16 protein-coding genes are annotated in these 20,989 nt (G+C 45.2%); 8 read left to right on the forward strand and 8 right to left on the reverse strand.

Annotation, left to right across the window (positions count from 1 at the left end; all coding sequences use genetic code 11):
• Positions 1–16: 16 nt before the first annotated feature.
• Positions 17–1,327 carry a hypothetical protein gene (locus C5749_RS05285; RefSeq protein WP_181151280.1) on the reverse strand — a complete coding sequence of 437 codons (1,311 nt, stop codon included), beginning with the start codon at positions 1,325–1,327 and terminating at the stop codon, positions 17–19.
• Between the two features lie 229 nt (positions 1,328–1,556).
• Between C5749_RS05285 and C5749_RS05290 the strand changes: the two genes are divergently transcribed.
• The 8 genes from C5749_RS05290 (at position 1,557) to C5749_RS05325 (ending at position 15,339) form a co-directional block, all read left to right on the forward strand.
• Entirely contained in the window at positions 1,557–2,198 is a 642-nt protein-coding gene (locus C5749_RS05290; protein WP_105723665.1) for a hypothetical protein, read from the forward strand.
• Between the two features lie 6 nt (positions 2,199–2,204).
• The gene (locus tag C5749_RS05295) at positions 2,205–2,885 is read left to right on the forward strand and encodes a hypothetical protein (protein ID WP_105723667.1); all 681 of its coding nucleotides are present in this window, start codon (positions 2,205–2,207) and stop codon (positions 2,883–2,885) included.
• 71 nt (positions 2,886–2,956) lie between these two features.
• Positions 2,957–3,616, forward strand: a complete 660-nt coding sequence (locus C5749_RS05300) for a sensor histidine kinase (RefSeq protein WP_181151281.1) — start codon at positions 2,957–2,959, stop codon at positions 3,614–3,616.
• The gene (locus C5749_RS05305; RefSeq protein ID WP_105723671.1) at positions 3,613–4,299 is read left to right on the forward strand and encodes a response regulator transcription factor; all 687 of its coding nucleotides are present in this window, start codon (positions 3,613–3,615) and stop codon (positions 4,297–4,299) included. The genes C5749_RS05300 and C5749_RS05305 overlap by 4 nt, the downstream gene beginning before the upstream one ends.
• A 143-nt stretch (positions 4,300–4,442) precedes the next feature.
• Complete coding sequence (locus C5749_RS05310) at positions 4,443–5,114, forward strand: hypothetical protein (RefSeq protein WP_105723672.1); 672 nt, start codon at positions 4,443–4,445, stop codon at positions 5,112–5,114.
• 12 nt (positions 5,115–5,126) lie between these two features.
• The gene (locus tag C5749_RS05315) at positions 5,127–6,668 is read left to right on the forward strand and encodes a phage tail protein (RefSeq protein WP_105723674.1); all 1,542 of its coding nucleotides are present in this window, start codon (positions 5,127–5,129) and stop codon (positions 6,666–6,668) included.
• A gap of 8 nt (positions 6,669–6,676) precedes the next feature.
• Positions 6,677–13,996 (forward strand): LamG-like jellyroll fold domain-containing protein, encoded by a 7,320-nt coding sequence (locus tag C5749_RS05320; protein WP_105723676.1) that lies wholly within the window; start codon positions 6,677–6,679, stop codon positions 13,994–13,996.
• A gap of 35 nt (positions 13,997–14,031) precedes the next feature.
• On the forward strand, positions 14,032–15,339 hold the full coding sequence (locus tag C5749_RS05325) for a PI-PLC domain-containing protein (protein WP_105723678.1): 1,308 nt from the start codon (positions 14,032–14,034) through the stop codon (positions 15,337–15,339).
• Between the two features lie 53 nt (positions 15,340–15,392).
• On the opposite strand, the gene C5749_RS05330 is transcribed toward C5749_RS05325, so the two are convergent.
• The 7 genes from C5749_RS05330 to C5749_RS05360 all read right to left on the reverse strand — a co-directional run bounded on the left by C5749_RS05330 (position 15,393) and on the right by C5749_RS05360 (position 20,984).
• Entirely contained in the window at positions 15,393–15,878 is a 486-nt protein-coding gene (locus C5749_RS05330) for a DUF4143 domain-containing protein (RefSeq protein WP_105723680.1), read from the reverse strand.
• Positions 15,879–16,025: 147 nt separating this feature from the next.
• A complete protein-coding gene (locus C5749_RS05335) occupies positions 16,026–17,006 on the reverse strand; it encodes a S41 family peptidase (RefSeq protein WP_105723682.1) in 981 nt (326 codons plus the stop codon).
• A gap of 90 nt (positions 17,007–17,096) precedes the next feature.
• Positions 17,097–17,840 carry an NAD(+)--rifampin ADP-ribosyltransferase gene (arr, locus tag C5749_RS05340; RefSeq protein WP_105723684.1) on the reverse strand — a complete coding sequence of 248 codons (744 nt, stop codon included), beginning with the start codon at positions 17,838–17,840 and terminating at the stop codon, positions 17,097–17,099.
• Positions 17,841–18,138: 298 nt separating this feature from the next.
• A complete protein-coding gene (gene catB / locus C5749_RS05345; protein ID WP_105723686.1) occupies positions 18,139–18,771 on the reverse strand; it encodes a type B chloramphenicol O-acetyltransferase in 633 nt (210 codons plus the stop codon).
• Between the two features lie 191 nt (positions 18,772–18,962).
• Complete coding sequence (locus C5749_RS05350) at positions 18,963–19,514, reverse strand: flavin reductase family protein (RefSeq protein WP_105723688.1); 552 nt, start codon at positions 19,512–19,514, stop codon at positions 18,963–18,965.
• Positions 19,515–20,085: 571 nt separating this feature from the next.
• Complete coding sequence (locus tag C5749_RS05355) at positions 20,086–20,451, reverse strand: nuclear transport factor 2 family protein (protein WP_105723689.1); 366 nt, start codon at positions 20,449–20,451, stop codon at positions 20,086–20,088.
• 71 nt (positions 20,452–20,522) lie between these two features.
• Positions 20,523–20,984 (reverse strand): DoxX family protein, encoded by a 462-nt coding sequence (locus C5749_RS05360; protein ID WP_105725243.1) that lies wholly within the window; start codon positions 20,982–20,984, stop codon positions 20,523–20,525.
• Positions 20,985–20,989: the final 5 nt, after the last annotated feature.

Here is a 20,989-nt window from a genome sequence, read left to right on the forward strand (position 1 = left end):
ATTTCTAGATAGACGGCTAGCCTTTGTTAATTTTAAAATTAAACACCACTGTGGTTGATGGAGGAACCTCACAGCCTTGTACCTCGATTGGATAGATTAGTCCCGAAAAGGAACCTTCCATATACAGGCCAACATCAGTCAGTGTAGCGGTTCCGTTAAATATCTCCTCGTTTTCACAGGTGCGGTAATAACTAATAGAACTACGCCTTTCCCCTCCATGATACGTGGTGTAATACAGCGCAGCCTCCCCGCCGTCGATGCCACCAGGATAAGTGCCGGGACCCGTACCAAAGCACTGGAGAGTCAGGTTTATCGGAGACTCATCCCCACCTAACCGTATGTATGCGCTGCCGTTGACAATTTTAGCGTCGTTCCCCGTTTTGGATAGATCCTGCTCTACGCCGTTCACGATGAGTTGAACGAAATTTTCGGGTACCAGACGGATGGTCGTCAACAAAATCAGTTTTCCGAACTTTCGCCTACCGCCGGGAGCGCTTCGATCGCTGATGTAACCGTTCTTGCTCTCCACCTCGACCTGTATTTCCACATTCGTCGCTCTCTCAATGGTGGTCGGGGCCGTATAGACTGCGTCACCGAGCACCATCTTGGTATTGATTTTGGGCGATAGCGATCCCGGGCCGGAGATAATCTTCCACCCACTCACCGTCACATCCTTAGAAAAGCCGATATCGTCCATTGCCGCTAACGGAACACTATCGATGTGGTTTGCCGGGATGAGTTCGCCAAGGATCTGTTCCAGCAACTTCAGATTGACCGTTTCACCTGCACCTACCGATTCTTTATCTTTCCGCAGCGACAGGAGATCAAACCACACCCAGTCGCTGAAATGTGTAGTTTCAACGGTTAGTCGACGCTGCGAGGCATTCAACTCCGTGGAGTTACCGCACCATACCCCATCGTTCCGCTGGAAGGCCACCATGCGTGTCGCAGGATTACCCTCGGCATCCGGATCATACAAAAACGAGATCTGAACAGGTTTGTCGAAGTGGATACCCTCGGGAGTCAATCGGAATGCGGGATTAGACGACGCCTCATCGAGTGTATTGCTGATGGGTTGAATGCCGAACGTCGTGAGTTCGTCCACGGCGCCGGGCGGGACTTCCATTCGTACCATATCCCCGTACAACAGAACACCGCCATTGGGGCCGATCGCCGCCGAAACAGCATCGCCCACAGGCTGTCCCTTGGGTTTAACTACCGGTTCTCCGAAAACGGGGTCCGGTTCCTCCGTCAATGGTGCGTCTTTATTGCAGGAGGCCGCCAACAGGAGCGGCAACATGAATACAAATCGAGAAACTGTTAACATAAGCGAATTCATGGGCTTTTTTATACAAGTATCGGTGGTTACTCGCAATTATCTCCGTCGATTTCGACGAACAATCGTTAACGGCGATAAAGAGCCAGAAAAGGCGGTAAGACTTACCTTCCGTCACGAACTCCATTGATTATTATATCGTTTTTATTACATTTGCTTAGCCACGCCCATATTTAGCGTGTTATCTATCAGTGAACATCTACAAATCTTATAAACAACTATGAAAAAAAAAGACATCTGGCGGTATATACACAACTGGAAAGGTATGCTTGAACGCCACGAAGCCCCTAGTATTTTACAGCGCCTCTATGCCGATAAATCCCATTTTGATTTTTGTGTATTGGATTTTATGAAATCGGGCGCAAAAAATGTCCATGTGTACCCCGGTGTATCAGACGATTATGAAAAACTCCGATTTTTTGTACTATCAGAAACCTTTGATCGTAGTACATACCGGGACAGTATGGATCACTATATCTATGTATCAAAACCGGTAAAAAGTACCGATCAGGAAGCAGATTTAAAATCTGATATCAGTGAAAGGGAAGCCAAGAGGCGTATTGATCGTTGGAACGAGACCTTTAGCGGCAAAGCTATTGATCCCGCTATTCTAGACTTGCTAAAGGTGCGGTGTTTTATCATTCCGATGGAGGATATTTCGACCTGTGTCAATAGCGCATACTTTGCATTTAAGGTCGATAAAAAGACATCCGTATGGTCTATGGATTTGATTATCCGAGGGTGCTATGACGATCAAGACGATGCGCGTTCGGCACCGCAGGCGTCTTACGATACGATCCGCCTGGTGCCTCCGTTTCCCCCAATAACCGAAGAACAGCAATTTGAAATCTTGTTTGATTAAAACATCATGTCAAATTGGATACAATGGCTGGATGCTGCAACGTGGTCCATTCCCATTTTATTGACCCTAAGCCTTGCAGCTTTAATCTGCTATAGGAAAGCGGCCAACCCATGGGATTACTATGTGTTTGCGTATCTGGCCATTGCGCTTATTGTGGATCTATCCAGCCGATACTGGTTATCGTTTCATACCGATAACCTAGTTTTCGTACAGTTATATGCCCTGGCGGAATTGATGTTGGTGGGCATCATGTATATGCGGTTTTTCCTTACCCGCCTACGAAAAATCGGGTGGCTACTGCTATTCTTCACCGGAAGTTTCGTGACCTGGGAATTTGCGCATCATATCCTTCAGGACACCGATCAAGATTTTTCATACTATCAATCGTACAGCCGCGTAGTCGTTTCGGCGACGCTTGTCACCTACGGACTTATGTCGCTGTTGCAAAGGGTTCGCCGTTCCGAGCGGATGGATCATCAAAAAGTACGTCTGATCGTAGCATTGACCTTTTACTACAGCTTGAATTTTATATTCTATCTTCCGATCAATTTTTTCGTTACGGCCCATACCCATTTCAAATTTTTACTCTGGGCTATAAACTTACTGGTTACCAACGTATTTTACATCTATTTGACCCTATACCTATGGCGCTTTGGCAAAAAGAAGAAACCATTATTTTCTGGATAGTCGTTTCCTTGTTTTTTATCTCCGCTATCTTGATCTGTTTTTTTTGGCTATTCTACCGTTATCAGCAAAACATGTATCAACAAAAAGTAGCGCATCTGGAAAACGAACACCGGTTTAAGGAGTCATTAAGACTCTCCATGCTGGAGAGCCAAGAAAACGAACGTGCCCGGATAGCTCATGATTTGCACGACTCCCTAAATGGTCATTTAACCGCCCTACAGTGGTCTGTAGACCTTGATGTCGAGCGCCCGAAGCTGCAAGATAAGATTAAGTTCTGCATCGCAGAAGTACGACGTATATCCCACAATCTCTATCCGCCCCTGCTGGAAGACACATCATTAGAAACGCTGATTTCCCATCAGGTACAACATTGGATTAGCCGTTACGAAATCGATTATTATATCGATGTCCGTACGCAGCAATCTATATCAAACCATGTAAAATTACATTTTCTTCGCATCATCCAAGAACTCTTCGTCAATAGCGATAAGCACGGGCACGCTACTCGAGTCCGCTTACATTTACGGATTACACCAGCCTCGCTATGTATGGCTTATTGTGATAACGGGAAAGGTCTGCCGCCTGGATACCAAGCCGGATTAGGCATCAAAAGTATCCAAAACCGGATGATGATGATCGCGGGACAATACAAAGCTAAATCTTACCAGGGTTTTCAGTTTATTTCCATTTGTTCCGATAATAAACACCTCTATAAACAAGCACATTCATGAACACTTCCCTACCAAAAAAATACCGACTGGCACTGGTTGATGACGATCTTTTGCTCATTGATCTGTTGAGCTCCTATTTAAAAAACTTCGATCGGTTCGATATCGTTCTGCAAGCCTCCGACGGCAATTCTTGCCTCGAGCGCTTAGACGCTATGCCAGATCAACACCCAGAAGCTTATATTATCGATTTGAAAATGGAAGGAATGGACGGGTTAACCCTACTCGAAAACATTCAAAATCGCTACCCCGATGCACATATTATTGTTGTTTCCTCCCATTACCACAACGATACATTGGGCTTTATGATCAAGAAAGGTGTAGCCGCTTTTTTACCCAAAGGTGTTTCTTTAACAGTTTTGATCGAAGTGCTTGACGAAGTTATGCAAAGAGGCTTCTACCTCCTACCCGATCAAGTAAGTATCCTGAGGCAACAAATATCCCATAAGGTATCTCCACCGCGGCTTGGTAGCGACCTGTTAACCTCGCGTGAGCGCGATGTACTTATTCGATTGGCACAACAAAAGACGGCCAAAGAAATTGCAGATGAACTATTTATTACCACCCGAACCGTGGAAGGCCATAAGAACAATCTGTTTGCAAAAACCGGCGCGAAGAATTTAGTCGGTTTGGTCCTTTACGCCATCCAGCAGAAAATTATCGACCCCGATAACATCAACATATAGCGTACCCGTATTTTTACCTCTTTCCTATAGTCAGGTAATTACTACCTGAAAACACCACTCTATTACTGCAAACTTTGTGTAAGCCCAATCCAATATAGGGACGGGGTAAAGACATTGTATTGAACAAACAATCCTATGAAAAAATGAAATCAACTACCATTAACACACAGCTTCCCCAGGCCGACCAGCAAAAGATAAAGCAAAGCTTTATATCGCTGGCGGAAATGAAACGATTACAACTGCCCGAAGCCCTCCTTGACTTAAAAAAAAATCCGCCACCCGGAAGAAACTGGCATTTTGGACTCGAACATTATTCCAGTGATCAAGATTTTCGAGAATGGGCCGGCATCAAAGACGCAGACGGTATGTTAGTAACAGCACTGATTGAACACCCCATGCATGCCTTTTTAAAAGTCTGGGCACTTCTACGAACCTCCGCCGTCAGTGAATCAATTAAAAAAAGGTGGTATATCTTCGTCTTGGCCGACCTACTCGAACGACTGCGCACAGCCGTGGGCCATATGTTTTATCACCAGTGCATCTATACACTACAAAGCAAGCTCGATTATCTCGATCAACAGATTAGCTTAGGCAACCAGCTCCATGTCGAGCGGCAGGCCCACCAACTCTATACCACGAGCCTCCAGTTTGGCAACGACATCGAGATCCTATTGTCATCCGCCCTTGCCAACGAGAAGGCTAATGGTATACCGCAAACTATGAACGATCTGGCTGGTGGTTATGCACTCACCGACTTAGAAACAAACGGCTTTAAAGCCGTCATGAACTGTATAATAGCTAGTATTCAACAATAAATCCCTTTCCTCATGAAAAACAACAGCTCCGATGCCCCCGTGGGCACCATCATACCCTATAGTGGCGATGCTAAAACACAACGCGACACCTTAAAGGCAGCAGGGTGGTTAATCTGCGACGGCGCGGATTTCCCACAAACAGAATACAAAGAACTATTCGACACCATTGGTGTGGCGTTTGGAAGCCCAGCCGACGGTAGATTTAATATTCCGGATTTCAGAGGTCTGTTTTTGCGAGGTGTAAGCGAAGATTCCGGCAATGACCCGGATGCGGCCAGCCGAACAGCACTTCACGACAACGGAAACGCAGGCAACACGGTAGGTTCCTTTCAACCGTGGGCCACCGGAAAACCTCGTAAGGACTTTACCGCGACCATTCCCAAAAACAAGATCGGAAACTCTAAATTGGACAAAGGAGCTTGCGTCGACGATGCTGGCAAATACCGCGACGAAGATGGCTATGGCGACACAGATGGCAAAGGTGGCGACAAAGAAACAAGACCAATTAATGTATACGTCTATTACCTGATCAAATGGAAAACAACGACCAACAGTGGTGGTCTGGCTACCCCGCCTGTAGGCACGGTCATGGCGTATGCCGGTCACGCTACTACAGTCCTTGCCAGCAATTGGGCAACCTGCGAAGGCGCAGAACGCCAACGGGTGGGTAAGTTTGAATCGCTGTTTGCAGTCATCGGAACCGCATTTGGGTCTACCGGTGACAACAAGTTTAACCTACCCGACCTGCGCGGCTATTTTCTTCGAGGCGTGAACATGGATGCCGAAAACCGCGACCCCGAGGCCGAAAACCGAGAACCACTTCAACCAGGAGGAAACACCGGCAATGCAGTGGGCTCAAAACAAACTGATGCCACCGGCTACCCGGTATCCAAGCCGTTTCGTACAGTCATTCCCCACCTACCCAACCAATCGGGAGCAGCAGCAATATCAGGTTTTGCCAAAGACGTCTACAAGTGGAATAAGAATTCTTCCGGTCCTATTGCGCTAACAACAGGTGGCGGCGACGAAGAAACACGCCCGATTAACACGGCGGTCGCGTGGCACGTATTATACCAGCAGCTGCTGTCCGATGACTGGCCCGTGGGTACCATTATCGCCTACGGGGGGAGTACATTGCCCCAAAACGATTACTGGTTACCGTGCAAAGGTCAAATCTACCCGCAGCATACATACAGCGCGTTGTACGCAGTGGTCAAAAATCTGTATAACAACCCGGATCAAAGCATCCCCGCTGATGCATTTCAACTTCCCGACCTACGTGGCAAATTCTTACGTGGAGCCCAAGGCGACACCTCGGATGATGAGCCTGTTATCGGACAGACGCAGCCCTACGCCACCAAACGTCCCGGCACGCCGTTTAGTGCCAGCTTTGACCATTTACCCACATCCTCGAAAGGGACGCACGGTATCACAAACAGTAATAACACAGCCGACAATGGTCAATATGAACAAAACACCTGTACCGACGGCGGTGATGCCGAATCCCGCCCCATCAATGTAGCTGTCCATTTTTATATCAAAGCAAACAAATAATTCCTGTTATGAACGACAAAACAACATACAGCAATATCGTCACCGTCAGTCATCAAGGCCGTGCCGTGTCCTTCGTGCTAAAACAGGCAGAAAATACGAACGAAAGCACCACTTCCATATGTTTCAACATCTTGAATCCGGATATTGCCTCCTCGCACGACGACCTCGATTGGCAGACCTACCAAGAATTGGCATTTCCGACAACGGTGAGTATGGCCGGGTTCAATATCCTTCGTATCCCGGAGCCCATGTTAGGCGCAGCCTCGACTTTTCGGGTAGTCACCGACCAACACTATATTTATATTTTCCGATGCATCGATAATCAACTGTATGCCAATCGCTATGTCCTTTCCGAGCAACCTGCAACAGTTAAGAACAGTGACAACAACCTTAAAGCTCGGCCGAACTGGACATTACAACCAAGCTGGGAAGTTCGGTTCCAACGTAGCGAAAAACCAGACACGCCCCTAGGCCCTAAAGACAACCAAAGCTTTGTGGATATGGACAATACACCTTTCGAGGAGCCTGTTTGGGTACTTCCGCTGACACCCACAGGTGAAAAAGTTTCCATTTCGGGCTTTGACGTACAATTGTTGCCCACCGCGACACCCGATGAATATGCCTGGCAGATCGCTCTGATAGCAGAAGGCAAGCTCTTCACCTATTCCATCATCAAACCCGCAGGTGGTTGGTTCCAATTTGACGACGACCAGTTCGATCCCGCGGTACAGACCATCCGCCCCAATGTGGTCCTATCGCTAACACAACCCAGCAGTGGCACGTCCACTACCCCGATCACGCTCATCGGTGAACCCTCAGCATGCCTGTACAACAAACAAGAACAGGTACGCACGGCTAACAACGAGCAGCTAAAACTCCAAAATGCCTACCGCTATATGCTAGCCTGTCAGGGTGCGGTCGCAGCTCCAGAAAAAGAAACAGAGAATGGTATTGTGGTTCTTGATTTCGCGGTAGCCGAAACCGGACGACTGACTTACCAAAACGCGTACAACGCCACACAGACATTGGCAGCAGGTGCCTTGAATGCTCGACAATTTACCCTCTCTTTCAATGGCTGCGCACAGTTGATTATTCCGGCCGATCCGGCCTTAACGCTCGGACCGGCATTCACACAACAATGCTGGGTCATGCCCAAAGGTACCACATTGGATAAACAATACATCTTCGGTGTAGCGCCCGGCACATCAGTTGCCGACTATCCCCCCGTAGTTTACATTACCAACACCCTAAAAATCGGCGTCGGGTTTGGAGATGGCAAGCGTTTACTCTCGGCCGAGACCAAGGATAATGTGCTGGAACTAGACACCTGGATAAACGTAATTGCCTATTACGATGAAACTGGTTATCACCTGTTGATCAATGGATCGGAAGTAGCGCTGGAAACCACGGTCGATTTTAAGGGAAAGACGCCAACTCAAACCGTATTGACCGTCATTGGGCAAGGCGCTGACGGCGGCAACATTACCGGAATGCTGGATGAAGTACGGCTGTGGCAGGGCAATCAGGCGGCCGTCGCAAAGAAAAATCTCTTTAAACCACTCGACCTTCAGGAGGACCACCCTGATTTACTAGCCTATTGGCCGCTCAATACAGGCAAGGGACTGATTGCCAAAGATCATTCTAAAGCCGGCACGCACGACGCCACCTTATCTGGCGCACGCTGGGTACCCGGTACCCCGCCCCTGAACCTCCCTACCGGCAACATCAGCAGTATGGACGAAATGGGACTGACGGTAAACACCGGCATTGCGCTCCCAATAGCCGACGACGATGGTTACGCCCTGTTTGGCGCGATCAAACCAGAAAGCACACCGTATTTATTGAGTGGTAAAGACGGGTTAATACATCTGTATTACCAAGGCAATAACGATGCTTTTCTTGCAGCACAATATGATACCTCGATCTCCCGGCCGGTGTTCGGTATACCCTGGACAGCCGGACCCGCTTCTACAGACTCCGTTACCAGCGGCAACCTTCTATTTATCGGGCGGCAAGCCGGCACACTGCTCAACAACAGTGTCGTGCAACTCGCTAAAACGGCTACCAATTTGTACAGCTTAACGCTGGACGACAACATTAACATTGGTAATAACGAGACGTGGCAGGGGCTATTACAACGGGCAGATTATGTCGCAGCGGTGCTGGAAGAACATTACACCAACGATCCACTAAACCCCAATGTGCTCGACAGCAACACAGTATTCTACGATAGCTTAGGCGTATATAAACAAGGTTTTTTGGCTGTCGGAGATCCACTACAACACGGATTTCTACAAATAGTCGGTACGCAGTCAGATAGTATAACGGTCGACAAAGTCGAAGTGAAGGTAGCCGAAGAAGCTACCACCTCCACCGTTACACTGTCGGGTACCATACCAGGCAACCCCGAAAATCCATTACATATCCAACTCAACCATGTACCGACAGATGTCACGCTATTTTCACAAGTACTCAACGACCGCTCAAGCACCTACGATTACACCACAAGCGTTAATAACGACCCGAACAACACTGCCTGCTATCAGTTGCCCACCGATGGACCAGATGGGCTCTTGTTAGTACCGAGCAAGGAAATCAAAACAACCACGCTTTCGATAACAAACGGAAACAGCAAGACGACGTGTACCGTCAAAATATCCTTGCAATATCGCGATTCAAAAAAAACCGAGACTGTTGGAATCTGGAAAAACATTAGCCGACAGCTTGACGAGCTAAGCGAAATTATCAAGAAAAGTGCCGACGGCGATAACAAAATCGTCGCGGACCACATCGTATTCCACTGTCCAGCCCTAGCGCAAGATCTGCTCGTCAACAACGTCGCGGCAGCCCCTACAGCTGGCTTACGGGCTTTGCTTGCGTTTATCCGGGTGTTTGCCATCGGCGCCAATGGACTGGTCGGCAACGCGAGTCTAGCCTTAAGCAAAATACAAGGAGTAAAGAGTGAAGGGTACGCCCTCAAACAACGCTTAGCCGTAAAAAAGACCGCACCGGGATCGCCCCTGTTTGCTGTCAGACTTGATCGAACAGCAAACAACGGCTATCCTCAACTATTGACCACGGACAAAAACGGAGCCGCCACCGCACTACCTTTAAAAACGGGGGTAAACGGCGGTTGGCTTGATATCGCGCCATCGTCAGCACTAGGGCTACGCGGCAAACACTCGCTGATCATGATCGATAATAGCGGAAGTCAATACCAGCGGCTGAACCTTCAACACGCACGGACATTTGAAGCTTGGACATATCCCACCCTTTCCAGCGATAAGTTGGCTAGCGACACTAACCGCATCCTACACCTCGATATCGAAAATGGGGTCGATAAAAGCCAGAATATGCTGGGGCTAAAGCGTAGCGACATGCTCTACCTGATGGGTAAGGGTAAGCTGGAAATAAATGATGCGGATTGTATAGACGATTCAAAAAAAGACAAACGCTTGTTTCCTAACCAGGATAGCTATGCCGCCCAGCTCTATATTAAGCCCGCGTTGAAAACGATTGAACCGGATCGCCCGGCACCGGTTTTGACGCTTACCTTCAAGAACGGCGAAACAACAGATCAGATCGAAACACTACACCTTGACCATACAGGTAGGTTATCTTACACCGTTCAAACAGGCAGTTTGGATCCTGTAAGGTCAGCATTTACCCAAGACATAGCCGACAACAGCTGGAGCCAGATTACCGTGTCACGCGCAAACGGAATCCTTTCGTTTTTTATCAATGGCTCTTCGTCTGGAAAAAGTGGCACTAACCGTAAACCCGAGGGCAATAACCATGTGGTAACCGTGGGCGGCAACGCGCAGTCTACGGAGGGACAGCTAGAAATGGAAATGGGCGTTAACCAATTTTCCTTATACCGCGACAGTTTGCCCCCACAGTTTGTCACCGACCACTACCACCGGGTTTTACAATCGAGTGCTGATAACCTGCAACTGCTTTGGCGACTGGATCGCCAAACGAGTAACGGATCCGTTGTCAATGAAGCGATCGTCACACAAGGTCTGTACGGTACAAGCTTCGATACCGAAAAGTGTATATGGGAAAGCCTTGGCGTGTTTAAATATGCTTATGCCGCTGTTGGTAAACAAGCCATCGTCACCGAAATGGCTACCGTACCAAACAATCAGTGGACGCATCTCGCCGCTACCTATCAACCACATTACGGTGTTCGATTAAGCGACGGAAACTATGCGGACTGCGGCGCAAACAACGGCCTCAACTTCGACAAAGCATTTGCAGCCTCACTTTGGGTGAAAGCCGATCAAACGACCAAGGAGAAACAGGTGCTGCTAAGCAAATTTGGGGCAACAGAAGACGAGCAAAGCTATGAGATTGGCCTGCAAGATGGTAAGCCTTACCTGACGGTTCGCTGCAAAAACGCCACAGATAAAGCCGGCAATGCCTTACAGCTCAACAAGCAATATATAACATGCAAATCCAAGAGCCCGTTGACCAGCACAGAAATGACGCATTTGGTTTTTACAGCAGAGCTCATTGAAGTCACTGAAGAGGTGGGGAACGTCGTCCAAAGCCAAGATGGAGAAAAACTCAAGAAACTGGATACATCGATAGAAAATTACCACCGGTTAGTCTTGAAATTGTTTGTAAACGGTCAGTTAGTTGCTACGTATCCAGAAGACAGCGCTCGTAACGTCGCAATATTGTACGGTAACGTCCGCTTTTTTGACTCCAATACACCACTGAATATGGGTCGGACACGGCCAGATGCGGAAGTATCCGAACAAGCATTCTTTTCGGGTACGATCTCGGATGTATTGTTATGGAATAAAGTGCTTGGGGACGAGCAGGTAGCCGCATTGTATACAATCAAAGAAATTCCGCAGGACGGGCTTATATCAGCGTGGTATTTCAACGAACAAAATGGACGCACGGCCTACGACAGCGTGTCATCAAATGATGCCGTATGGTTAAGCAATGAGGAGGAAATGTGGATTTTGGTCCATGATAATGCCACCATGCAACTCCTAATTAACGGCAAGCTGACTACAGGAATCAATGCACTTCCAGGTGACTTCGGCGGCTATATGACGCCGCAAGCAGCCATCGGTGGCTGCGTAAACGACAGTGTAGTGGTCACAAATGGTTTTGAAGGTTATCTGGAGGAAGTACGGGTCTGGTCGGAGCGACGAACCACCGAGCAAATTACCGATAACATGAACCGGCATATATCGGGGTTGAAGACAAATTTGGCCGGTTACTGGGCCTTTGATACCGGATCGGGCGATCGATGTGTCGATGAATCGGCTTACGGCAACAATGGCATATTTAAAATTGATACGGATCAAGCATCTCCTTATTGGGTGCCATCGACGGCGCCGGTCGCAAACGAAGGGCCACGGGTCCGAAATGCCATGGGAGGCCTTGCCACCGATGCCCAAGCATCCCTTCGCTCGGGGCCAGCCGCAGTGGAATATGCCGATGTGCAGCATGATGCAAGTGGCCAATCATTCAGCGTCTTAAAACGTTGCTATCTGTATATCGATCAAGACGGCCATATCGTGCATGCCTCGGGGTATAAAGTGGGCGATCTCAACATGGTTTACCTGGGGCAGGTCCAAACCAACCCATCGCTGATTGGTTACGTGGAGGGCGCACCACCGCTGCCAAGCGAAAACCTCACTAAGCCCTATTACCTAGACCCTACCAAGCCGTCGTACTTCGCGTACAACAACAGTTCGTCGGTGGCGTTGACACAGCAAAAAACAACCGCCTTCCGCTTTTCCGGATCCAAGCATACCGGTAGTCATTTGGCGTTTAACACCAAGCTTGGTGGTGGCGTATCCTTTGAAAAAAAACTAGAGGAAATCATCCTGATCACCGACATCATAAAAACTGAAGTCATCGGTAAAGCGACATTCGGATTGGGATGGAATGAGAGCGAAGATACCGGCAGTCAATTCGCGGCCCAGCTGCTATCAGGCAACGTCAACACCATGTATAACTGTGGCGACTGGGAGCCAGACGACGGCGCGGGTATGCTCCTTAAAAACGGTGAAAGGCGTTTTATCCCGAACAACGAGGGGTATGCGTTGGTCAAATCGGCCACAGCGGATGTTTATACGCTGCTACTGCAAGACACCGGTGCACTCATGGGCACTACGATCGTCCCCAATACAGAGATTCCGCCAGATGTCAATCTGATTTATTTCCCGTTGAACCCAGCATATGTAAAAAATGGCACATTGGATGGCAAAGTAGGATTAAAAAATGATCCGGACTATCAAAATGCCGATGTACAAAGGGGTAGTTACTTCAAGCCGACCGAAGCCTATGCACTCAAACGTCAAATTGAACGGAAAGACCAGGAATTACTGGCTCAGTATCAGCAATTCGACGCGAAAAAACGCGGCAAAGACCGGAATTACAAACTCGATAATGATATTTCATCCAACGCGCTCTACGACTGGAAGCAGGGGGCGCCGAAAAAAGGCATGTACAGTACACACGTCTGGACTGCCGCCGGAGGGCTCTATCGTGAGCAGCAAGGCTATGTCAGCCAAATTGAGGAAAATTACGGTGGTTCATACAGCTTCGACTGGTCATTGGGGCTGACCGCAGAAACCACATTGGTATTTGGGGGAGCCGGTTTTTGGGGCGAACTGGATCTAAATGGCGGTACGCATATGAAATACGAGGTCAGCAAGGCAAAAGAAGAAACGTCTGCTATATCGTTGGATATCCAGGCCGATCCTGATGGGTTTTTGAATAAATACTTGGGCAACGATCCGAAAAAGCCCTTCTACGCGTCTAAATCAGAACCTGGGAAGGTGGATACCTACCGCTTCATGACGTTTTATCTACCCCCGGACAAGGGAAACTTCGACGAATTTTTCGAAAGAGTGGTCGATCCGAGATGGCTGAATCTATCTAACGACCCGCGAGCAGCAGCACTGCGGGAAGCTAGAGCCAACACCAATCAGAGTTGGCGTGTGCTGCATCGGGTTACCTACGTTAGCCGGATACCGCCTGAGTACGACGTCGCACCAAAGGAAAAGGCCCCTGATACCGATATTGCACCAGCAAACGCACAGGCGAACACCTTATTGTTCGAACTGGTGGCACATCACATCAAGAAGTTGCAATTAGCAGCACACTACGCACCCGCGCAGATCGGTCAGGCCGTTAAAGATGTGCTTGACAAAGACTTGGTCAACTCGCTCCCACTCTGGAAGGTCTTCAGAGAAAAAGCGTCGGTGCCTAATTCAGCAGAAGCCTACCAGTACATGACATTGTATGACGATATTGTTGCCTATATGGACGCTTACTATCAATCAATAGACAACTAAAATAGCAAATTTTTTAACTTTTAAACTTATACGTTATGGGACAAGGAAGTCACATTTTAATTAAAAATCAAACAGATCAAGACTGGGTATGCTTTCACAATCACCAATATCAGATGGATGGCTGGGGGTTCCCCGAAAAGATTGCATCGGGTGCAGTCGTCAAGGTCTATGTCGAATTTTGTGAAAATATATTTAAGCACGAGCATGACGATGCTGGCGAAGTAAAATACAAATTTGGTTCAGATACCTCCACCAATCCAAGCAGCTACATTGAGTTCGCTGCAACTTATAAGCACGAGAGGGATGTCTATGTAAAACTGGTTAATATACCAAGCGCCGGAAATCAATTAAACAAGACCATAGACTTAGGATGGGATCACGATGGTACGATGCCTTTTGCCTTATACGGTTCATCTGGAGATTACATGTTGATAGATCCTTCCAGGTGGATGGAGCAGACTTTAGGTCGTATAGGGGATTTTCCACTTAAAGATATTTCGATTCCGGGATCGCATGATGCTGGGATGTATACACGAAATGGTGGAACGGCGTTCGGGAGAGATTGCAATACATTAACGCAGACTGGTTCCGTAGGCCAACAATTGGTCAATGGCGCTCGATATTTCGATATCCGCCCTGTTATCGCTGCAGGGAAGTACATGACCGGGCATTACAGCAAGATTATAGATGCTACCTGGCAAGGGGCTAATGGCGAGTCCATATCCGATATTATCAAAGAAGTCAACAGCTTTACAGAAGGCAGGAAGGAAATTGTTATTCTTAACCTTTCCCACACCCTGAACACAGACGTCGGAAATACCAGTTATCGAGCATTTAATGATGAAGAATGGACCACGTTATTCCAACAGTTAGCTGGAATTAATAAGTTGCTGTTTTCTGATAAAGCCGATCTAACCCAAGTCAAATTAAACGAACTTTTGAGCAACGATAGTAAGGTTATCATCGTGGTGGAAGGCCTGAATAGCGGGAAACTTGGTGCGTATTACAGGAAAGGCTTTTATACGACAAAAGAGTTTAATGTATATAATAGTTATGCCAATACGAATGATCTTTCTAAAATGATCAACGATCAAATTGATAAGATGAAGGCGCATAGCGATAGCTATTTCCTGCTCTCCTGGACACTTACCCAGTCTACATCGCAAGCAGTCACCTGTTCGTCCAGCATCTTGGATCTGGCTAAACAAGCCAACGCAAAGCTCGATAGTGTTCTTGATTATGTATCGCCATCTTTATATCCGAATATCGTATACATCGATAAATTTGACAATCCACTAGCGACTATGGTGGTTTTAGAAATAAATGATGTCGGGACCGCGTAGATCAGTAAAAAATCTACCCGAAGCGTACGCTTCGGGTGGGTTAATTATCGACATCAGTAAAGAAAACCAAATAACCACAAAGGAATTTTGTGGTGGAAACCGTGCGTTATATCATCTGATACAATATAGGCATTATCCAATCCCTTGACTTGCTTCTCTGTCTTATCTTTCCCACCTATTTCAAAGATATATTGATTATTCACCGTAAAATCTCCTTGTTCCGCGTAATTAAGTTCATAAGCGTACCCTACTTGATTCGCAAAAAAGGTTTCACGCAGATTTCCCCGATTGGCATTTTCTTCCGCCAGCAGGTAAAGGAGGTTGGTGTTTTCAAGATAGACCTTAGCTGGTTTTTGCAACACACTTATCCCTTCTCCAGATCTGAAGAGATTACGAGTTAGTTCAATTTCATCTAGATAATGTAAATAGGACAACAAGGTATTTCTATTAATCCCAATCTTTTCGCTCAATTTACTCACGTTAGGGATAAAGGGTACTGATTCTGCAATAACCGTTAGCAGCTGTTTAATTTTAGCCACATAGGCTAGGTCAATTTGGCGTAATAACGTTGACGTACGCTAATTTCCGTTGAAATAATTCGATTAATGCTTCCATAATTGTTTACTGTAATAAACAAATATACACCAAAAATGCTTATCAAAGTAAACAATTTATAAGAATATTGTTTACTGTGATAAGCAAAATACACCAGATACTATTATTTCCATACTTTTATCTTTAGCATCTTCCGCATTCACTGGATAATCAGGTTGAACGCCTCTTTGCTCCCAGTTGGTTTTTGTAATTTCATTGACAGGAGACGCAGTAGAGATAGAAATGCGAAGATTATGGGGCAGTGTAAAGAACGAATTCATATTGGCAGCTCCCGCTGATGTTTCTCCTACTACAACTGCCTTTTTATGCGCTTGCAATGTATAAGCAAAATATTCTGCTGCAGAAGCCGTCTTTTTATCAATAAGAATGTATAATGGCGTTCCTAACCTGAGCTTCCCGTACACCAGGTCGGAGGTGTAATTCGGAGCGGGGTGCAACGTACTATCGCCGAAATAAGTTGTTGAAAGCAATGTAGGCGGCCCATCGAAATAATGATTTAGAATGTATTCCATAATACCTGGATAACCACCGCCATTTCCCCTCAAGTCGATAATAAGTGCGTCTGTATTTTCTACGAGTTTCATTGCAGCTACAGCCGTTTGCATGGCACGTTGAGGATGCATAAAATCCGTAATTTTTATATAACCTATATTGTTTTCTAATATCTGCACTTCCCGAAAACCATAATTCGAACGGATTTCCTGCTCCAATTCCTGTTTCTCCCAATCTTTTATATCCTTTTTAACAGTATCGCTATTGCTTAAATAGCGCACATATAAATGTCCATCATTACTGATCGATCTCAAATCGTGCGAAAGTATCCCTGCGAGACTATCGGGATTCGTTATTGCATCATATTTTCCGCTTTTTACTTTCTGCTGGAATTCTAATACAATGCGTATTTTATTTTCCTGAAAGACATAATTTTCATTGATCAACTGTTCGATTTGATCGGTGATCAGCTTAATATCGTTTTTTGTTAAAATTTGTCCATTCGTGTTTTGAAACCATAAGATCAATATGATGAGCGGCGCGATTAATTTAATGATCATAACTTGTTATTATTCCATAAAGATACGCAAGATTATAAAATGGAGCGTTACAAAAAAGAAAAGCGCTTATTTGCTAATCACGAGGATTTATCAATTTATAATTTCGCCCTGGTTATTGTCCAGTCTTTCCTGCCACTTATTTCTTTCTTCGGCAGTTATTCGTGCCCAATTTTTAATTTCACCGAGTACTTTTAGTGGTTTCTGACTGCGATACGAACGCGTCGGATTGCCCGCGAACTTTTTATTTGTCACGTTCGGATCGTCTTCAAAATCCCCCGTTGGTTCTACGATGTAAACGCGTTCTTCCCCCTCGCCTTTCGCCAAAGCAGCAGCAAGTCCCGCGCCATGTATCAAAGCGGTGAAGTAAATATGATTCATAACGAGATCGGCTTCGTAATTCGATTTACCTCCAGCGGTCAATAGATCGCCTATCTGCAAATCTGCCCTTGTTCCGTGAAAAAAGAGTTCTTTGGTTGATGGTGCGTCAGGTAGCTGTTTTGCTAACTTATCATATTTTTCGGCATTATCCATCTCGCCCAGCTCCTTGTAGCATTGTGCCAGCTGGACATATATCAGCGGTAGTGCCGGTTTAACCACGTCATCATTTATTTTCTGTGCGAGCTGCAATCCCGTGTTGAGCCACTTTAATTTGTCCTCAAGCTTGGTTTGCCGACGAGCAATATGGTGCGCCGACGTAAATTTTTCAGCATCGTCAGTTGCCTCCTCCCAAGCTTTCAGAAAAAGAGTAAGTGCTTCTTCAACATGACCTGTATCCTCCAGATGCATGCCTTGTATGCATAGTTTCACCACCGTATTATTTGCGCTAAATTCCATTTTACAACGATTTAAATGATATGCTGATAAAGAAATAGTCGAAACGCTGACCACAAATATACGACAATAAACATACCTCCTGTAGCGCACGTGATGAAGACATTACCATCTCGGAACCGACCTCCACAGATTTTGAGATACGTGAATCGGGTGGTATATTCGATCAAAAAGGTATTCGGTAGTAAAAACTTTACATTTTAGTGTTAGTAGCTTGTTTACTTGCTACGGGTCGATCTTACAGTCAAGACAGTTTGTCGCAAATTTTGCGACAACTGAACTAACTGGGTTTTAATTCTTCTTATTTCATATTGTTAAAATACGCATATAGCAAGTCAATATTGTTTGAGCAAAGAATTGGAATCGCACCAAACAGATATATTTCATCCCACTCCCACCATTTCATTTCCAAGAGCTTTTTGATCTCATCTTCTTCAAACCTCTTTTTTATGGGTTTCGAAGGGTTTCCACCAATGATAGTGTACGGTTCAACATCTTTTGTTACTAAAGACCGACTGCCGATGACAGCTCCATCACCAATTATTACTCCGGGCATAATCATAGCCTCGCTTCCTATCCACACATCGTTGCCTATAATTGTATTTCTGGCTCCTGAATATCCGTCGAGGGCTTCCTTAAAGGTTTCAACTTCTGTCTTCATATAGAAAAAAGGAAAACTTGAAATCCAATCGTGTCGATGCCCTTGATTACCCGCCATGATAAAACTGGCACCACTTCCGATCGAACAGTACGATCCGATAATAAGTTTATCAACATTGTCCCTATCCGGAAATAAATAACGAGCACAATCGTCAAACGAGTGCCCATGATAATATCCTGAATAGTAAGAATATTTACCAGCGATAATATTGGGATTTGTGATATGGTCTTTGATTATTTTGCCCTTGAAAGGACTTTCGAAAAAATTACTCATTTTAGCATGTTTAAAAATTAACAAATAAAAATTCAGAACAGGGGTTACTGTTCGTTAAAATATATTTGTTATGTGCTAATCTGAGAGCTTCATGGCACAAATATAATTTAATTTACCATTACTTTTCTAATCGCAGAAGCTTAATGCAGGTTTTTTGAGTTCAGAAAATTATGAACAAACTTTTTTTATTTTTATTTAATTAAGTCTTTCCATTTTGTCATTCTGTCTTTTAGATCTTTTGTTCGACCATCCACGCTGAAGGTACCGTCACCTTTGTGATGAAAAATGCGCTGTTCCTTTCTATCACTATTGACCCACGCCATCACAGCCTCGACAATAAATAGATTATATTTCTTTGATAAATCGGTATTTACAACCTTACATTCAATGTTAGCAAGACATTGCTTTATCAACGGAGCCTTGACTTTTTCCGCATTTAAACCATCTAAACCGAATTCTTTAAATTTGTCTACGTCTGCGCCACTACAATTTCCAATGTCTACGGCTTTTTCCATTAAATCCACACCAGGGATTCCAATAACGCACTCCTTGGTGCCCACCAGCGCTTTATAACTAAAATCCCATGGCCCAAGAATAAATGCGATTAACGGTGGATCGTGTTGAACCATCATATGAAATCCCATGGTCATTATATTATTTTTGCCTTGATCGGCCGTGGTAACAAGAACCAGAGGCCCTGGTTCTAACCATCGTACTATTTTGTTCAACGGGAGATTTTTCATCTTTTTCCTTTTTAACGTATCAAATACTAATTTAGAGCAATAACTAGAATTCCGATTTACCCAATGGTAAAAAATAAGTGATGCAAATTTCCTACCACACTCTGTTCTGGAGTTTGCTGCTCGTCACCTTAGATCGTGGTACTGTTGCCTTTCCTCCTCAGTATTCTTAATACCTATATTTTAAACATTCCAGTTGACACCCATATTTTTTTTATTAGGAAATGCTTCAATTTTAATTTTGTCGATTTCCCGATCAAGAAGCTCAATGAAAACGGTTTAAATTTCTATTCATGTTTACCTCGGCAGTATGACAGGAATAATTGTAAAAGCCTAATCGTGTGTTCAATTGTCAGGACTAACCATCTCCACATCTTATACTCCATGGGTGTATTACCATCGGGTTGCGTCCAATGTTAATAAACTGCGTACACCATCAATAGCTGTTTTACTTTCTGGATTTTTCCAATAAGCTTTTATGGGCTCCCAAGACAGAGGAACCAGATCTTCCTGCTCCTTTGGTAAGCCCTGTTATTTTTCTCTCAATGAGTAACAGCAAAGACTTTCAGAACTCTTAAATAGTAATTCCACTTCCTCCAACTACTTTTATTCCTTCTGCAAATTTTTTCCAGAAACGGATATATCTGTATCTAGCTTCAAAAGGCTCATTATTATAATTTCCTTTTAACTCTATCTGCAACGTAATGACCGCAAGGTCATCAATGATGTTCAGTTCTTCTACTTTTGGAATGAGTTCCTCGACTTTTAAATTTCCCTCACGATAGGTTTGTAAATCCATTTCTTTAGTTATTGTCTCACCGCTCGGAATTATAAAAAGTAAATCAGCATGCAAGAGGTTGTCGAGTACTTCCGTATTGCTATTTTTGATTGCTTCGTAAAGTGTATTCTCGAGATTTAAAATTTTATCCTTTGTTATCATTTCTTAGTTATTATTTGTATTCACTAAACTTTCTTTTGTAAAACGTAGAAATTCGTGAATTGGAATCATAGTTATTGTTTAAGCTTAAGCCGTTTGTTTTTAGATATCAAACTGTCTATCGAATATTTTCCACTTCCCTGAATGAACAGTGCCAGACATAGACCCAGCATCAGCAAATGATATTCGAATCCTTCGCCCTCCTTATCTCCAAACCAGTTCATAAAAAAGCCATACGGAAGATGCTCCTTTAGAATAATTCCGATAAATAGGCCGCCCATTGCAATTGCCCACAAGCGCGATGCAAAGCCAATCATCAATAAAATAGCTCCCAAAAACTCTATCAGAATAACCATCAGCGCCACCGGCCACGGTATGCCCATCTGTTGTAAGCCCTCCAATGTATTGACAAATCCGAATCCACCAAACCAACCCAGCATAGCCCGCGCTCCGTGTGGAAACATAACGATGCCTATGGTAAGACGAATGATTAAACCTGTATAATCATTGTGTGTACTAAAAATTTTCTGTTTCATGATTT

This window comes from Sphingobacterium gobiense (assembly GCF_002980575.1).
Classification (GTDB): Bacteria; Bacteroidota; Bacteroidia; order Sphingobacteriales; family Sphingobacteriaceae; genus Sphingobacterium; species Sphingobacterium gobiense.

What these genes read in the sequence shown, in the direction of transcription:
- C5749_RS05285 (WP_181151280.1), bottom strand. Translation starts at nt 1,327, where the DNA reads ATGTTAACAGTTTCTCGATTTGTATTCATGTTGCCGCTCCTGTTGGCG.
- C5749_RS05290 (WP_105723665.1), top strand. Translation starts at nt 1,557, where the DNA reads ATGAAAAAAAAAGACATCTGGCGGTATATACACAACTGGAAAGGTATG.
- C5749_RS05295 (WP_105723667.1), top strand. Translation starts at nt 2,205, where the DNA reads ATGTCAAATTGGATACAATGGCTGGATGCTGCAACGTGGTCCATTCCC.
- C5749_RS05300 (WP_181151281.1), top strand. Translation starts at nt 2,957, where the DNA reads ATGTATCAACAAAAAGTAGCGCATCTGGAAAACGAACACCGGTTTAAG.
- C5749_RS05305 (WP_105723671.1), top strand. Translation starts at nt 3,613, where the DNA reads ATGAACACTTCCCTACCAAAAAAATACCGACTGGCACTGGTTGATGAC.
- C5749_RS05310 (WP_105723672.1), top strand. Translation starts at nt 4,443, where the DNA reads ATGAAATCAACTACCATTAACACACAGCTTCCCCAGGCCGACCAGCAA.
- C5749_RS05315 (WP_105723674.1), top strand. Translation starts at nt 5,127, where the DNA reads ATGAAAAACAACAGCTCCGATGCCCCCGTGGGCACCATCATACCCTAT.
- C5749_RS05320 (WP_105723676.1), top strand. Translation starts at nt 6,677, where the DNA reads ATGAACGACAAAACAACATACAGCAATATCGTCACCGTCAGTCATCAA.
- C5749_RS05325 (WP_105723678.1), top strand. Translation starts at nt 14,032, where the DNA reads ATGGGACAAGGAAGTCACATTTTAATTAAAAATCAAACAGATCAAGAC.
- C5749_RS05335 (WP_105723682.1), bottom strand. Translation starts at nt 17,006, where the DNA reads ATGATCATTAAATTAATCGCGCCGCTCATCATATTGATCTTATGGTTT.
- arr (WP_105723684.1), bottom strand. Translation starts at nt 17,840, where the DNA reads ATGGAATTTAGCGCAAATAATACGGTGGTGAAACTATGCATACAAGGC.
- catB (WP_105723686.1), bottom strand. Translation starts at nt 18,771, where the DNA reads ATGAGTAATTTTTTCGAAAGTCCTTTCAAGGGCAAAATAATCAAAGAC.
- C5749_RS05350 (WP_105723688.1), bottom strand. Translation starts at nt 19,514, where the DNA reads ATGAAAAATCTCCCGTTGAACAAAATAGTACGATGGTTAGAACCAGGG.
- C5749_RS05355 (WP_105723689.1), bottom strand. Translation starts at nt 20,451, where the DNA reads ATGATAACAAAGGATAAAATTTTAAATCTCGAGAATACACTTTACGAA.
- C5749_RS05360 (WP_105725243.1), bottom strand. Translation starts at nt 20,984, where the DNA reads ATGAAACAGAAAATTTTTAGTACACACAATGATTATACAGGTTTAATC.